Here is a 14,460-nt window from a genome sequence, read left to right on the forward strand (position 1 = left end):
TCTCGGAACGGGGCCCGGCCCTTCTCGCGCGGTGCGCCCGGATCACTTGCCGAGCTGTGGCCGCCGCACCACCAGCGCCCGCTTCAGCCGGGGCCCGAACGGCTTCTCCACGAGCCGGTGGATCAGCCAGGCGATGCTCAGCAGGCTCAGCACGCTGATCACGATCGTCGCGTACGGCGGCAGGCCGAGGTCGCGGTTCAGCACCCGGACGAAGAACCAGCCCAGGTGCTCGTGGATCAGGTAGAAGGGGTAGGTCAGCGCCCCCGCGACGGTCAGCCAGCGCCAGTTCGCCCAGCTGGTCCAGCCCACCGCCACCACCGCCACCGCGGCGAAGGCGAGGAAGACGATCGCCTGGATGACGTACGGGTTGCGGTGGAAGTCGCCCTGCATGCCCGGGTGCCACAGGGCGGTCACCGAGTAGCGCTGGCCGAGCAGGAACGACATGATCACGATGCCCCACAGCAGCAGGTCGCTGCCGTAGCGGTGGATCAGGTAGAGCGCCAGGCCGCCGATGAAGAAGGGGGCGTGGTCGCGCATCACCAGTTCGTCGGTGAGCGGCATGTCGGCGACCCGGGCGAAGACGCCGGCCAGGGTCCACAGGGCGCAGAACAGCACCACCCGGCGGTAGGTGACGCCCCGCCAGACCACGAAGAGGGCGAACATCGCGTAGAAGCGCACCTCGACCCAGAGCGTCCAGTCCACGCCGAGCACCCGGTTCACGCCCATCGGCTGCTGGAGCATCGTGAGGTTGACCAGGATCTCGTCGGACCGCAGCGGGTGGACGACGACGGGCAGGACGCAGGCCGCCGCGGTGATCAGCACGATCGCCACCCAGTACGCGGGGTACAGCCGGGCGACCCGGGAGCGGAAGAAGTCTCCCAGGGAGCGGCCCCAGCTGCTCATGCAGATCACGAAGCCGCTGATGACGAAGAAGAACTGCACACCCAGGCTGCCGTAGGTCGCGGCCAGGGACAGGGTCGGGAACTTCAGGCCGGGCGACTGGTGCCAGGACTCGGCGATGGGGCCGTTCTTGCCCGCGAAGTGGTACATGCACACCATCAGCGCGGCCAGCAGCCGCAGCCCGTCCAGTGCGCGCAGCCGGTCGGCGGCGCGCGGGCGGGGCGCGGCGGCGGGAGCCCTCTCGGGGTCCCGTACTCGCACGGTGGGCGCCGGCGCCGGGCTCGTGGGGGCCAGGGCCTGGTCAGCCGCATTCATCCTGGGGCCTTTCTCGGCAGGGTCGTGTCCATCGTCGGTGTGGTCGTCGATGACCGGACGGTACGAAGTACTGACGTATGACAGGGGATTCAGCGCTGACACCCAGGCATCGGATATATGTCGCACAGATGAATGAACAGGCGTCAGGTTGACGCCGGGGTTAAGGGAAAGCGCGCCGCCCCCGGTCCTGTGCAGGAACGGGGGTGACGCGGTGCGACGAGGTGTGGAGTGACCCCCTCCGGGGCAGTGGCCGGGCCGGGCTCAGCGTCGGGACAGGGCCTTGGCCCGGCGCGCCAGGCGGCGCACGGTCGCGTTGCGCGGGATGAAGGCGAGCTGCGCGGGCACGGCGCCCGGCAGGGCCAGCGCGGTCAGTCGGCGTCGCTTGAAGTAGCGCCAGGTGCGCGTGTTCAGGTGCCGGGAGAGGTAGTCCTCGGCCGCGCCGCGCAGTCCGGGGTAGATCTTCGGCTGCATGGCGAACCCGACCGCCGTGAGCAGCGCCGCCAGCTGTTCCACCCGCTCCGGTGACGGCATCGTCCAGCTCTCCACCGCCGCCCGGTCGGCGAGGTCGGGCAGCAGCGCGTCGACCAGGGTGACCGGCACCCGGTTGCTGTTCTGGTAGGGCGTGAGCCGGCTCAGCACGCCGTCGGTGCCGGTGCGGGCCACCGGGATGCCGTACAGCCCCGCGGCGGTCAGCAGCGCGGTGGAGAAGCAGCCGACGACGAGCGCGGGCCGCGTCCGCTGGAACACCACCTCGGCGAGCACCGGCCGCTCCAGCAGGATGAGTTCGGCGCCGAGCCGGGCCGCCTCGTCCTGGAGCAGCCGCGACCAGCGGGCGGGCGCGACCGGGTGCGGCTTGAACACCAGCCTGCGGTGCCCGAGCGCGACGGCGCCGCGGACCATGCCCAGATGCAGCTGCTCCTCCTCGGCGTCGTCGAGGATGCCGAGCGCGCTGAGGTACTGGCCCAGCAGCAGCGCCGGCTGCCCGTCGACGTCCGGCAGCCCGGTCTCGTCCTGCGCCAGCTCGCCGAGCACCTTCAGGAACGCCTCGCCCGGCACCAGTTCGGGCCTGACGTCGAACTCGGTGAGCAGCAGCGGGGTCAGCCCCGGTACGAGATCGAGGTGCAGCAGCCGTTCGATCCGGGTGCCGACCAACGGGTCGATCTTGTCCCGGGTGGGGCCATAGCTTATGAGGCCGTCCGCGTAGACATCGACGGGGGCGCCGGTGAACAGCTGGCACACCGCGAGCGAAGGATTGACCTGCACGGACTCGACGGCCAGCCGGATCTCGTCGTCGCCGAGCCCCCACTGGAGCCGTACGTACCGCTCCCACATGGGGATGTCGTCGCCGCGCGGGCTCCAGCCGCTGGGGTGGAACGGCGCGATCGTCTCGTTCCAGGACAGCACCTGGTCGAAGCGCTCCGCGATCCGCGCGAAGCCCGGCATCTCGTCGACGGCGGGCGTGGTCTCGGGGTTGACCGCGTTGTTGGTGACGAGCAACAGCCGCCGGTCGGTCGGCTCGAACAGTCCGGCGTCCAGCGCGGCGGACAGGGTCGCGGCGCCGTACAGCGTGGACGCGCAGAAGATACGGGTGGTGCGAGGCATCAGGCGGCCACCGTCCGGGCGGACACCGGCCTGCGGCGCAGTCGGCGCAGCCGGCTCGCGCGCTGGGAGTCCATCGTGTCCATCACATCCGCGAGCACGTCCTGCGGCATTCGCTTCAGGGCGGCGGAGCTCAGGGAGCGCAATTTTCGAGCCACGGCGGGTTCGAACCTCTCGATTGATCCGAGATGATGAGCCATGATCGCGCAATAGGTGCGCACTGCTTTCGGCAGCAGCTTATCCGCCTCGGGATCGAGCGCAGTTTCCTCGATTACCTGATCGAATGCCCGGATGAAATCGAGCTGCCGGACATCGCCGATCTGGGTGAGCGAGGAGGCGACTCCGCGCCGGTAGAAGACGCCCATCAGGTTCACCGTGGCGAAGGACTCCGCCTCCCGGTGCAGCTTCCAGATCCAGGGCCGGTCCTCGGCCGTGCGCAGTCCGTGGGTGAAGTGCAGCAGTCCGCGGTCGACGAGCCGGCGGTGGTAGATGCCCGCCCAGGCGTACGCGTAGTCGACCGACGTGGACCGGTCCGCGGGCAGGATCGCCGCGCGGGGCTCCATCACCACGCCCCGCCGGCCGTGCGGCACCCGGTGCACCGTGCGCGCCCGGCCGGTGCACTGCACATGGTCGGTGCGCAGGAAGTCGCAGTCCAGCTCCTCCATGGCGGTGACCAGCCGGTCGTAGTAGCCGGGTGCGAGCCAGTCGTCGCCGTCCAGGAACGTCAGGTACCGACCGCGCGCGCGGTCGATCCCGGTGTTGCGCGCGGTCGCGAGACCCCCGTTCTGCTCGTGTCTGACGAGCACCGCTCCCGGCAGCTCGCGCTCCGCGCGCGCGAGGATGTCCGGGGTCCCGTCACGCGAACAGTCGTCGACGAGAATGAATTCGAAGTCGTCACGAGTGTTCGCCTGAAGGCTTTTGAGAGTGTCCGGCGCGTATTGCTGCACGTTGTAGAACGGCACGATGACGGAGAGCTTGACCACGGGAGTGACGTTAGAGGGCCGCCCGTCACCCGTCTTTACCGTTGGTTTGATGTCAGGTGAACTACGTGTGGCGAACCCGTGAATCAGGTCTTCATGAGTGCCCGGAAGGCCCCGAAACCCCATTCGTCGATGTGCTGTTAACCCTTTGTTGCTTTCGGGTTGGGCGGATCCTAGGAATGCCTTCCTACGGTCGACGACGTGCCAGCAAGTGCAACGAACGCCCTGCGAGTCGCCGTGCTCGCGGATTCCGACACCCGATGGAAATGGGGTGCGCTCACCGCGAAGCGTACCGTTTCTGCCGAAGAGGGTGAAACGGACATCCGCCTGGACGGCTACCTGCTGCGGGGCCGAGCCACCCCCACCGCCCGTCAGCTCCAGGAGGTCGGCGTCCACGCCGACTCGCTCCGCGAGGTGACCGCCGTCGAGTTCCTGCGTGCGATGGGCGAGGAGTCCTACGACGTCCTCGTCCTCGCACTGGTCGGCGGTGGTGTGCAGGCGATGCTGCACGGCCTGCGGCACGTCTGGGCCGACCGCGCCGAGCGCCCCGTCGTCGTCACCGGCTACGTCGGTGTCGTCTACGAGAAGCTCGCCGACGGCCTGCTGCTGCGCCACGGCGCCGATCTGGTCCTGGCCAACTCCCGGCAGGACGCGGACCGCTTCCGCGCGGTCTACGAGGGGGTCGGCGCCGACGCCTCGTCCGTCACGGAGGTCGCGCTGCCGTTCCTCGGCGGAGCGCTCTACACCGGCGAGCCCGACCCGGCCGCGGAGCAGGGGGGCAGGCCCTACACCGTCGTCTTCGCCGCCCAGCCGTCGGTCCCGGCCAGCCGCAAGGACCGTACGTACCTGCTGGACCGGCTGATCCGGCACGCTCGCAAGCACCCCGAGCGCGAGGTGCTGCTGAAGCTGCGTTCCAAGCCGGGCGAGCACACCACGCACATCGAGGAGCTGCCCTACCAGAAGCTGGTGCAGAAGGCCGACCCGCCGCCCAACTTCCGCCTGGTGTACGGGCACATGGGCGAGGTCCTGGACCGCACCGACCTGCTGGTCACGGTCAGCTCGACGGCCGCCCTGGAGGCCCTGCACCGCCGCATCCCGACCGTCGTCCTGACCGACCTCGGCGTGCGCGAGATGCTCGGCAACCACCACTTCGTCGGCTCCGGCCTGCTCGCCTCCTGGGACCGGCTCGACGCCGGGCACCGGCCGGTGCCCGACGAGGAGTGGGTCTCCCGCCAGGGCGTCGCGCCCGCGGGCACCTCCGGCGCGGGCTCCTACGCCACCGCCTTCGACGCGGCCCGCGAGCGGATCACCGAGCTCCTCGAACGCCCCGGCGGACTGCCGCCGCTGGCCCCGTACTACACACCCGAGACCGCGCCCGGATACCTGCCGGGCATCCTCGCCCGCCACCACCTCGGCCCCGACGGCGCCCCGCTGCCCGGCGCCCCGTCCGCCGACAAGGAGCCGGGAGCGGTCCGGCAGATCGTGCGCCGGGCGGCGCGCGGCGCCTACCGCCACGGAGTGCAGCGCGTCGCCCCCGTGATCCGGCGGATGGGCGAGCTGTGAGCGCCGCCGAGACAACAGCCCAAGGAGTGGAACCCATGTCCAACCCGGAAGCGGGCCAAGGCGCTTCAGTGCGCCGGGTGCTCGCGGTGATCCCCGCGCGCGGCGGCTCCAAGGGCGTGCCCGCGAAGAACCTCGCGGCCGTCGGAGGCGTCCCGCTGGTGGCCCGCGCGGTGCGCGAGTGCCGTGCCTCCCGGCTGGTGACCGACGTCGTCGTCTCCACCGACGACCACGCCATCGCCGCCGCCGCCCGGCAGGCCGGCGCCGAGGTCGTGCTGCGGCCCGCCGCCATCGCCGGCGACACCGCCACCTCCGAGGCCGCCGTCCTGCACGCCATGGACGCCCACGAGGCCCTGCACGGCGCCCGGGTCGACGCGGTGCTCCTCGTGCAGTGCACCAGCCCCTTCATCCTCCGCGAGGACATCGACGGCGTAGCCGGCGCGGTCGTCGAGAACGGCGCCGACACGGCGGTCACCGTGGCCCCCTTCCACGGCTTCATCTGGCGGGACGCGGCCGACGAGCCGGCCGTCGTCGAGACCGGACGCGCCGACGAGACCGGGCGCGCCGACGAGGTCGGCGGCGGCACCAAGGTCGCCGACCCTGCCGTCACCGAGGGCGGTTACGGCGTCAACCACGACAAGTCCTTCCGCCCGCGCCGCCAGGACCGCCCCCAGGACCTGCTGGAGACCGGCGCCGCCTACGCGATGGAGGCCACCGGCTTCCGCGCGCACCGGCACCGCTTCTTCGGCCGTACCGAACTGGTGCGCACCGACCCGGCCCGGGTGCTGGAGATCGACGACCCGCACGATCTCGCCCGCGCCCGCGCGCTGGCCCCCCTCTTCGACGCGGACCTCCCCGGTTCGCTGCCGACCGCCGACGACATCGACGCGGTCGTCCTCGACTTCGACGGCACCCAGACCGACGACCGGGTGCTGATCGACGCCGACGGACGGGAGTTCGTCTCCGTGCACCGCGGGGACGGACTCGGCATCGCGGCGCTCCGCAGGAGCGGCCTGAAGATGCTGATCCTGTCCTCGGAACAGAACCCGGTCGTCGCCGCCCGGGCCCGGAAGCTCAAGCTCCCGGTGCTGCACGGCATCGACCGCAAGGACCTCGCACTGAAGCAGTGGTGCGAGGAGCAGGGCATCGCGCCTGAGCGCGTGCTCTACGTCGGCAACGACGTCAATGACCTCCCGTGCTTCGCCCTCGTGGGCTGGCCCGTGGCGGTCGCGAGCGCCCACGACGTCGTGCGCGGCGCCGCACGCGCGGTCACCACTCTCCCCGGTGGCGACGGCGCGATCCGAGAGATCGCCAGCTGGATCCTCGGCCCCTCTCTCGACTCCCTCCCCCAGTAAGGACATCTCTGCCATGAGCACCAACTCCCGTCTGCGCACGTTCGGTTCCAAGACCGCCGGCCCCGGTCAGCCCGTCTACGTCGTCGGTGAGATCGGCATCAACCACAACGGCGAGCTGGAGAACGCGTTCAAGCTCATCGACGCCGCCGCCGAGGCAGGCTGCGACGCCGTCAAGTTCCAGAAGCGCACCCCGGAGATCTGCACCCCGCGCGACCAGTGGGACATCGAGCGCGACACCCCCTGGGGCCGGATGACCTACATCGACTACCGCCACCGCGTGGAGTTCGGCGAGGACGAGTACCGTCAGATCGACGAGCACTGCAAGAAGCAGGGCATCGACTGGTTCGCCTCCCCGTGGGACACCGAGGCCGTCGCCTTCCTGGAGAAGTTCGACGTCCCCGCCCACAAGGTGGCCTCCGCCTCCCTGACGGACGACGAGCTGCTGCGCGCGCTGCGCGCCACCGGCCGCACGGTCATCCTCTCCACCGGCATGTCCACCCCGCGCCAGATCCGCCACGCGGTCGAGGTCCTCGGCTCGGACAACATCCTGCTCTGCCACGCCACCTCGACCTACCCGGCGAAGGCCGAGGAGCTCAACCTCCGCGTCATCAACACCCTCCAGGCCGAGTACCCGAACGTCCCGATCGGCTACTCCGGCCACGAGACGGGCCTCCAGACCACGCTCGCCGCGGTCGCCCTCGGCGCCACCTTCGTCGAGCGCCACATCACCCTCGACCGCGCCATGTGGGGCTCGGACCAGGCCGCCTCCGTGGAGCCGCAGGGCCTTCAGCGCCTGGTCCGCGACATCCGCACCATCGAGGCCTCGCTCGGCGACGGCGTCAAGAAGGTCTACGACTCCGAGCTCGGCCCGATGAAGAAGCTGCGCCGCGTCACCGGTGTCGTCGCCGAGGCGGAGATCGCCGCCGCCGCGGGCGAGCCGGTCTCGGTCTGAGCACGAGCTCGGCCCCCAGTCCGACTCCGAGTGGCTTACGGGACGGTCGTACGTCGATGAACCCTCGCGCCGGGACCACCGGCACCCCCCACACGCTCGCCTTCGTGGAGAGCCCGGTTCAGCTGCTGAACGTGCTCGAATGGGCGCATGCGCACGGGCTGGGCGGTCCGGAGCGGTCCGGCGCGGGGTTCACCCTCGTCGTCCTGTCCCCGATGGACCCGATGACCCGCGGTCAGCTGCGCCGGATGGCGGAGCTGGCCCGCGAGGACGGTCACGCGGTCCGCTGGGAGGAGGCGCGGGGCGGTGCGGCGGCGCCCTTCCGCACCATCGGCGGCCTGTCCGGGCTGCTGCGCGGGGCGGAACGCGTGGTGATGGGAGACCCGTTCTCCCGTTACGTACAGCTGCTGCTGACCATCACCCGGGCCCGGGACCTGGTCGTGGTCGACGACGGCACGGCGACGATGGAGTTCGTCGCCCAGCTGGCCCGGGGCGAGCGGCTGGTGCGCTGGCACCGCAAGGGGGGCCGCCCCGGTCCGCGCGACGTGCTGTTCGGGCCGGTGTCGTCCTCGGCCCGGCGCCGGCTGACCCCGGGCGAGGGCCGCCGGGTGGAGATCTTCTCCTCGATGCCCATAGAGGAGGCGCCCGAGGGCGTGACGATCACTCAGAACGCCTTCGCCTGGACCCGCTCCCGCTTCGGCCCGCCCCGGGTCGCCAAGGGCGCGGACCTGGTCGGCACCTCGCTGGTGGAGACCGGCGTGGTCGACGCGGACCGGTACGTGACCGCGGTGGGCGCGCTGGCCAGGGCGCACGGGGCGACGCGCTACTTCGCGCACCGCCGCGAGAGCACGGAGAAGCTGCACCGGCTCGCGGGGGAGACGGGGCTGGAGATAGTCCGTCCCGAACTCCCGCTCGAACTGATCGCCCGGCGCGGTCCGATCGGGCGGACGATCCTCAGCTTCCCGTCGACGGTCGTCCACACGCTGCCGCTCGCGCTGGCCGGTACGGAGGTGCGGGTCGCGGTCTGCGACATCGACCCCGGCTGGCTGACGGAGAACGCCTCGCCCCGGGCCCAGGGCTTCCTGTCGGGGGTCACGGGCACGGCGCGGGACGTCACCCGGGTGTCCGCGGGCCAGCAGTAGCCACCCGACAGGAACACACGGGCCAACCGCCCCGCACCCGCCCGACCCAGGGCACCGGCCCGCGCCCGGGCTCGCACCCGTCCGCGAGCCCGGGCGCACACGCGCACGGCCCGCCGCCGGGCGGCCGGGCGTGCGCGCCCGCGGTCGTCGGTGGCGGCCGGGCGGACACGTCTGCGGCCCGCCGCCGGGCGGTCGGGCGCACGCGTCTGCGGCCTACCGCCGGGCAGTCGGGCGTGCGCCCGCGGTCGCCCTCGATGGCTGGGCGCACGCATTCCGCGGCCTGCACGACGGCCGCGCGTCCATGCCTGCGGTCGCCCACGACGGCCGCGCGGCCGCGTCTGCGGCCCGTGCAGGGTTGCCGGCGTGCGCGTCTGCGGCCTACCGCCGGGCGGTCGGGCGTGCGCCCGCGGTCGCCCTCGACGGTCGGGTCGGTCCGTGTCCGTCCACGGTGGGCGGTCGGACGTGGCCCGCGCACCCACGGTGTGCGGGCCACGGCCCGCTATGCCGCCTCGGGCTTGTGGGCGAGCAGGAACGCCCGCGGGAGCCTCTCCTCGGCGTTGGGTTCGCGCAGCAGGCGGGCCCGGAGCCGGAAACCGGACTTCACGAGGAGGTCGGCCACGGCGTCCGGGGTGTGCCAGTGGTAGTCCAGCGAGATCTCGTGGCCGAAGCGCTCGGCGAGATGCATCCCGCTCTCCTCCTCGTGCCACTGGAACCCCAGCATCACCTGCCCGCCCGGCGCCAGTACCCGGTGGAACTCCGCGAACACCTTCGGCAGGTGATCGTCCGGTACATGGATGATCGAGTAGAGGGCGAGCACCCCGCCGAGGGTCGCGTCCGGCAGGTCCAGCGAGGTCATCGACCCCACGTGGAAGCGGAGCGCGGGGTGCGCCGCGCGGGCCAGCTCCACCATCCGCGGGGACACGTCGACCCCGAAGACCGGCACGCCCATGGCGTGCAGCCGGGCCGCGACATGTCCGGGCCCGCTGCCCAGGTCGGCCACGGGCGCCGTGCCCCGCTCCCGCACGAGCTCGGCGAAGGCGGCGAGGAGGGAACGTTCGACGGGGTGTACGGCGAGGTGGTCCGCGAAGCAGTCGGCGTAGTCCGCGGCGATGGTGTCGTACGAGGTCCGGGTCGCGGATATGAAGGGTGCGGTGAGTTCACCGCTGTCGGGGTGGGTCACATGCCCGGAGGCTACCGAGGGCACCGGCAGGCCGTCCGCCGGATGGCCGAGCCCGTCCCGCGGACGGGCCGGGCGGGCCAGGACCGGGCGGGACACCCGCCCGGGGCGCGTCCCGGTTCCGTTCCGACGGGTGAACAGAACGGCGTACGTACGGCGGGGCATGGTATGCCTGAAGTGTGGCTGGGTGCGACGCCCGTCCGGAAAAGCGGGCGAGTTTACCCACCTGAATCGACGCCTATGCGTCCGGCGGCCAGTTTTTCTTCCCCTAACGGGCTGAAGTTTTGTTGTTCGAGGGGCAGTTGGCCGCCCCGGAGACCTACCCTTCAGAGGGTGAACCAATTGATGTCCCGAGAGTCCGAGGCCGATATCCCCGCCGATGCCGTGCTCCCCGGTGCACTGCCCGAGGCACTGCGTGCCGAGCTCGTCGCCTTCCGGCGCGACCTGCACATGCATCCCGAGCTCGGCAACCAGGAGTTCCGCACCACGGCGGCGATCAAGGAGCGGCTGGAGCAGGCCGGTCTGCGGCCCCGGGTGCTCGCCGTCGGGACCGGGCTCGTCTGCGACATCGGCGTGGACGGGGAGGCGCCGGCGGGCGGTCGCGGCCTGCTGGCCCTGCGGGCCGACATCGACGCCCTGCCCATCCCGGACGCGAAGACCGAGTGCGCCTACCGCTCCACCGTGCCCGACCGGGCGCACGCCTGCGGGCACGACGTGCACACGACCGTCGTCCTGGGCGCCGGGCTCGTCCTGGCGGAGCTGCACGAGCGGGGCCTGCTGCCCCAGCCCGTGCGGCTGATCTTCCAGCCCGCCGAGGAGGTGCTGCCGGGCGGCGCCGTCGACGCCATCGAGGACGGCGCGCTGGAGGGCGTGCGGCAGATCCTCGCCGTGCACTGCGACCCCCGGGTCGACGCCGGGCGGATCGGGCTGCGGCCGGGGCCCATCACCTCGGCCTGCGACCGGCTGGAGATCGCGCTGAACGGCCCCGGCGGGCACACCGCGCGACCGCACCTGACCACCGACCTCGTCACCGCCGCGGCCCGGGTCGCCACCGACGTGCCCGCGATCGTCGCCCGTCGGGTGGACACCCGCAGCGGGATGGCCGTGACCTGGGGGCGGATCGAGTCCGGTCACGCGCCGAACGTCATCCCGCAGCACGCCGAACTCTCCGGCACCGTGCGCTGCCTGGACATCGAGGCGTGGCGGCAGGCGCCCGACGTCGTGGTCGCCGCGATCGACGAGGTCGCCAACCTGCACCGGGCCAAGTCGGAGATCACCTATGTGCGCGGGGTCCCGCCCGTGGTGAACGACCCGGTGGTCGTCGAACTGCTGCGGGACGCCATGACCGCGCGCCGGGGAGCGGAGTCGGTGGAGAGCACCGAGCAGAGCCTCGGCGGGGAGGACTTCTCCTGGTACCTCGAACAGGTGCCGGGAGCCCTCGCGCGCCTCGGGGTGCGTACGCCCGGCGAGCGGACCGTGCGCGACCTGCACCAGGGCGACTTCGACGCCGACGAGTCCGCGATCACGGTCGGGGTCGAGCTGTTCACCGCCGCCGTACTGCTGGACGCGGCGGGCTGAGCCGCGACAGGGGCCGCCGGGTTCCGGAGTCGGGGTCCGGACCGGCCTGGGCCACCGGGAGTTCGGGTCGGCGCGATCGGCCCGGCTCGGCGGGTGCCCGGGGCCGCGATCGGCCCGAGTCGGCGGTCGGCCCGGTTCGGCGATCTGCCCGACCCGTCGGGTACCCGGTTCGGCGATCGGCGTGGCCCGTCGGGCGCCTGACGCGACGACAGCGGGGTGCGCCCGTCATGTGCCCCTTCGTCCACTTGAGTTATCCGGCTGTAACCGGTGGAGCCGGAATGCGGCCCGTCGGCGGCACGAATCGATAACGGCCGCGAGGAACCCCGTTCCCCTCCCCTTCTACGCGCGTTACTGTGCGCCGGAATCGCCACCTGTGGCGGCGCAAGGGGTAGCGGGCCGGCGACGGTGCCGTGGGGATGAAGGGTGCTTGCTGTGCGTCTGATTTCTCGGAGGACCAGGTTCTCCCAAGCAGCGGTGGCCGTCACGGTCCTCGCACTCGCGGCGGTCGGCTGTGGCAAGTCCAGCACCGACTCGGCCGGCGGCGGTGACTCCACGTCCGGCAAGTACTCGGCCAAGGGCATCGGTCTCGCGTACGACATCGGCGGCAAGGGCGACCAGTCCTTCAACGACGCGGCCTTCGCCGGCTTCGAGAAGGCCAAGGCCGAGTTCAAGATCGGCGGCCAGGACGTCGAGCCGCAGGACGGCGAGTCCGACGCGGACAAGACGCAGCGCCTGGTGACCCTCGCCAAGGCGGGCTACAACCCGATCATCGGCGTCGGTTTCGCCTACGCGCCGGCCGTGAAGGAGGCCGCCGCGAAGTACCCGAAGATCACCTTCGGCATCATCGACGACGCCACCATCAAGTCGGCCAACGTCGCCGACATGGTCTTCCACGAGGAGCAGTCCTCGTACCTGGCGGGCGTGGCCGCGGCCAAGGCCACCAAGAAGAACCACATCGGCTTCATCGGCGGCGTGGACATCCCGCTGATCCACAAGTTCGAGGCCGGGTTCGACCAGGGCGCCAAGTCCGTCAACCCGAACATCAAGATCGAGTCGCAGTACCTCACCCAGACGCCCGCGGAGGGCGGCTTCTCCAGCCCCGACAAGGGCGAGAACGCGGCCAACGGCCAGATCGAGGCCGGCGCCGACGTCGTCTACCAGGCGGCCGGTCTGTCCGGTCAGGGTGTGATCAAGGCCGCGGCCGAGCACAAGGTGTGGGCCATCGGCGTCGACTCCGACCAGTACGCGCAGGCGGCGCTGTCCAAGTACAAGGACTACATCCTCGGCTCGGCCCTGAAGAACGTCGGCGGCGCGGTCTACGACCTGACCAAGTCCGTCGTCGAGGGCAAGCCGCTCACCGGTGAGGTGCGTGGCGACCTGAAGTCCGGCGGTGTCGGCTTCGCCGACACCAACCCGAAGTACAAGGCGATGGCCGACGTCGTCGCCGCCGTCGACAAGGCCAAGGCGGACATCATCGCCGGCACGGTCACCGTCAAGACGGAGTAGTGCCACGCCACGGTGCGCGACACGACAGTGACGTACGTCGCGTCTGAGGGCACCGGCGAAACTCGTGCGCCCCTTGCCTCCCGCAAGGGGCGCACTGCTGTCCGTAGTCTGGGTTACGACTGTGGCCACAGCTCGGTAACGGACCGGACAGAAGGGGTTTTCTCGTCTGGTCTACGCGCGTTACGCTGCGGCGGAACCAGCGCCTGGTTTGGGCGCTTGCACAAAGGAGTCTCGTTCCATGCGCCGGGTGTCCCGTATTGCGGTTGCAGGCGTTGCAACCGCAGCTCTTGCCGTCACTGTTTCCGCCTGCGGAAGCTCCTCCTCCTCGTCGTCCTCGTCCGGTGGCGACAAGAACCTGGGCCTGGCCCTGGCGTACGACGTCGGCGGCAAGGGCGACCAGTCCTTCAACGACGCCGCCACCGCCGGCCTGGAGAAGGCCGACAAGGACTTCGGCTACAAGAGCGCGGCCGTGGAGCCCCAGGACGGCGAGTCCGACGCGGACAAGGTGCAGCGCCTGGAGACCCTGGCCAAGAAGGGCTACAACCCGGTCATCGGCGTCGGCTTCGCCTACGCGCCGGCCGTCAAGGAGGTCGCGGCGAAGTACCCGAAGACCACCTTCGGCATCGTCGACGACGAGACCATCAAGGCCGACAACGTCGCCGACCTGGTCTTCCACGAGGAGCAGGCCTCCTACCTGGCCGGCGTCGCCGCCGCCAAGGCCACCAAGACCAACACCGTCGGCTTCATCGGCGGCGTGGACGTCCCGCTGATCCACAAGTTCGGTGCCGGCTTCAAGCAGGGCGTCGAGGACACCAAGAAGGGCGTCACGGTCAAGGAGCAGTACCTGACCGAGACCGCGCAGGAGGGTGGCTTCTCCAGCCCCGACAAGGGCGAGAACGCCGCCAACGGCCAGATCGACGCGGGCGCCGACGTGGTCTACGCCGCCGCCGGCCTGTCCGGCCAGGGTGTCATCAAGGCCGCCAACGAGCACAAGATCTGGGCCATCGGCGTCGACTCCGACCAGTACAAGCAGGACGCGCTGGCGAAGTACAAGGACTCGATCCTGACCTCCGCCATGAAGAACGTCGAGGGCGCGGTCTACGACCTGGCCAAGTCCGTCCACGACGGCAAGCCGGAGACCGGTGTGGTCCGTGGCAGCCTGGAGAACGGTGGCGTGAGCCTGTCGCACTCGAACCCCGCGTTCGAGAGCAACGCCGCCATCCAGGACGCGGTGAAGAAGGCCGAGGAGGCCATCAAGTCCGGCAGCATCACGGTCAAGACCTCCTGAACCAGTGCTGGTAGGCCTGTCGTAGACATGGTCAAAAGGACGCTGTAATGGCAGCGTTACGGCCGCGGAACGGGGTGCGGGGAGGATGTCCCCCCGCGCCCCGTTCGCGCG

Annotated in this window: 11 protein-coding genes; 7 read left to right on the plus strand and 4 right to left on the minus strand. The window is 71.2% G+C overall.

Annotated elements, in window-relative coordinates; all coding sequences use genetic code 11:
- Nucleotides 1–42: 42 nt before the first annotated feature.
- The 3 genes from FNH09_RS25195 to FNH09_RS25205 all read right to left on the minus strand — a co-directional run bounded on the left by FNH09_RS25195 (nucleotide 43) and on the right by FNH09_RS25205 (nucleotide 3,797).
- Nucleotides 43–1,215, minus strand: coding sequence for an acyltransferase family protein (locus tag FNH09_RS25195; protein ID WP_202919751.1), 1,173 nt, complete (start codon nucleotides 1,213–1,215; stop codon nucleotides 43–45).
- A 261-nt stretch (nucleotides 1,216–1,476) separates the two neighbouring features.
- On the minus strand, nucleotides 1,477–2,817 hold the full coding sequence (locus FNH09_RS25200) for an alpha-2,8-polysialyltransferase family protein (protein WP_152891819.1): 1,341 nt from the start codon (nucleotides 2,815–2,817) through the stop codon (nucleotides 1,477–1,479).
- Nucleotides 2,817–3,797 (minus strand): glycosyltransferase, encoded by a 981-nt coding sequence (locus FNH09_RS25205; protein WP_162469069.1) that lies wholly within the window; start codon nucleotides 3,795–3,797, stop codon nucleotides 2,817–2,819. The genes FNH09_RS25200 and FNH09_RS25205 overlap by 1 nt, the downstream gene beginning before the upstream one ends.
- Nucleotides 3,798–3,995: 198 nt before the next feature.
- Between FNH09_RS25205 and FNH09_RS25210 the strand changes: the two genes are divergently transcribed.
- From FNH09_RS25210 to FNH09_RS25225, 4 genes are read left to right on the plus strand one after another with little or no spacing between them, the layout of a single operon-like run.
- Complete coding sequence (locus FNH09_RS25210) at nucleotides 3,996–5,357, plus strand: DUF6716 putative glycosyltransferase (RefSeq protein ID WP_162469066.1); 1,362 nt, start codon at nucleotides 3,996–3,998, stop codon at nucleotides 5,355–5,357.
- Nucleotides 5,358–5,392: 35 nt separating this feature from the next.
- On the plus strand, nucleotides 5,393–6,709 hold the full coding sequence (locus tag FNH09_RS25215; RefSeq protein ID WP_152891823.1) for an N-acylneuraminate cytidylyltransferase: 1,317 nt from the start codon (nucleotides 5,393–5,395) through the stop codon (nucleotides 6,707–6,709).
- 13 nt (nucleotides 6,710–6,722) lie between these two features.
- Complete coding sequence (locus FNH09_RS25220) at nucleotides 6,723–7,661, plus strand: N-acetylneuraminate synthase family protein (protein ID WP_152891825.1); 939 nt, start codon at nucleotides 6,723–6,725, stop codon at nucleotides 7,659–7,661.
- A 56-nt stretch (nucleotides 7,662–7,717) separates the two neighbouring features.
- Nucleotides 7,718–8,800, plus strand: coding sequence for a hypothetical protein (locus FNH09_RS25225; protein WP_152891827.1), 1,083 nt, complete (start codon nucleotides 7,718–7,720; stop codon nucleotides 8,798–8,800).
- 499 nt (nucleotides 8,801–9,299) lie between these two features.
- Here the strand turns inward: FNH09_RS25225 and FNH09_RS25230 are convergent, their stop codons facing one another.
- Nucleotides 9,300–9,980 carry a class I SAM-dependent methyltransferase gene (locus tag FNH09_RS25230; RefSeq protein WP_338017680.1) on the minus strand — a complete coding sequence of 227 codons (681 nt, stop codon included), beginning with the start codon at nucleotides 9,978–9,980 and terminating at the stop codon, nucleotides 9,300–9,302.
- A 342-nt stretch (nucleotides 9,981–10,322) separates the two neighbouring features.
- On the opposite strand from FNH09_RS25230, the gene FNH09_RS25235 reads away from it, so the two are divergent.
- From FNH09_RS25235 to FNH09_RS25245, 3 genes are all read left to right on the plus strand, one after another.
- Nucleotides 10,323–11,555 (plus strand): amidohydrolase, encoded by a 1,233-nt coding sequence (locus FNH09_RS25235; RefSeq protein WP_152891832.1) that lies wholly within the window; start codon nucleotides 10,323–10,325, stop codon nucleotides 11,553–11,555.
- A gap of 441 nt (nucleotides 11,556–11,996) precedes the next feature.
- Nucleotides 11,997–13,061 (plus strand): BMP family ABC transporter substrate-binding protein, encoded by a 1,065-nt coding sequence (locus FNH09_RS25240; RefSeq protein WP_162469070.1) that lies wholly within the window; start codon nucleotides 11,997–11,999, stop codon nucleotides 13,059–13,061.
- A gap of 238 nt (nucleotides 13,062–13,299) precedes the next feature.
- Complete coding sequence (locus FNH09_RS25245; protein ID WP_152891834.1) at nucleotides 13,300–14,349, plus strand: BMP family lipoprotein; 1,050 nt, start codon at nucleotides 13,300–13,302, stop codon at nucleotides 14,347–14,349.
- The last annotated feature ends 111 nt before the right edge of the window (nucleotides 14,350–14,460 follow it).

This window comes from Streptomyces adustus (assembly GCF_009377175.1).
Lineage (GTDB): Bacteria > Actinomycetota > Actinomycetes > Streptomycetales > Streptomycetaceae > Streptomyces > Streptomyces adustus.